Origin of the sequence: Acinetobacter sp. 479375 (genome assembly GCF_000581715.1) — a bacterium.
Classification (GTDB): domain Bacteria; phylum Pseudomonadota; class Gammaproteobacteria; order Pseudomonadales; family Moraxellaceae; genus Acinetobacter; species Acinetobacter ursingii.
Genome location: NZ_JEZN01000070.1, coordinates 1 through 943, shown reverse-complemented (window position 1 = coordinate 943; position 943 = coordinate 1). Strand labels below are relative to the sequence as shown.

Sequence of the window (943 nt, the reverse complement as noted above, 5' to 3'; positions counted from 1 at the left end):
GAGCATAAAGCTTTATGAGCGAAGCGAATTCCGAGTTGCTTTTGCTCTTGCCTTTGCTTTTTCTCAAATTCACAACGAAAAGAACCAAAAAATTGCCCCCCGAATCGAGCGAAAGCGAGATTCAATAGAGTTTGAGCGTAGCGAAAACCAAGGGCAATTTTGACCAGACTAGGCTTTTAATTATTTTTAATTCTTTTTAATGCTTTTAGACAGGCTGAAATCCTTTGTTTGCAATAGTTTAAAGGGTGATAAAGATAGGTTTAAGGGGTGATAAAGATAGGTTTAAGGGGTGATAAAGATAGGTTTAAGGGGTGATAAAGATAGGTTTAAGGGGTGATAAAGATAGGTTTAAGGGGTGATAAAGATAGGTTTAAGGGGTGATAAAGATAGGTTTAAGGGGTGATAAAGATAGGTTTAAGGGGTGATAAAGATAGGTTTAAGGGGTGATAAAGATAGGTTTAAGGGGTGATAAAGATAGGTTTAAGGGGTGATAAAGATAGGTTTAAGGGGTGATAAAGATAGGTTTAAGGGGTGATAAAGATAGGTTTAAGGGGTGATAAAGATAGGTTTAAGGGGTGATAAAGATAGGTTTAAGGGGTGATAAAGATAGGTTTAAGGGGTGATAAAGATAGGTTTAAGGGGTGATAAAGATAGGTTTAAGGGGTGATAAAGATAGGTTTAAGGGGTATATGAATAGATAGATTATTGACTATTTAAAATATATGACATATAACCTAGTTAAATGAATTAATAAGCTTCATATCATGACAAATAACAATAAATTAGTTGTTAAAGATAATGCTCTTATCGATGCTTCTTTTAACTTATCACTCATAGAGCAACGTATTATGCTCTTGGCCATAGTTGGAGCTAGAGAGTCTTCTAATCTCACGCCAGATACACCAATAGAAGTGCTTGTAAGCGACTACATTCATCAATTTAA

The 943-nt window shown here is 35.1% G+C and carries 1 protein-coding gene; it reads left to right on the top strand.

Going from position 1 to position 943, the window contains the following annotated elements; translation table 11 throughout:
- Nucleotides 1-764: 764 nt before the first annotated feature.
- A partial coding sequence (locus tag J500_RS16810; protein WP_034700751.1) for a RepB family plasmid replication initiator protein occupies nucleotides 765-943 on the top strand: 179 nt, incomplete at its 3' end.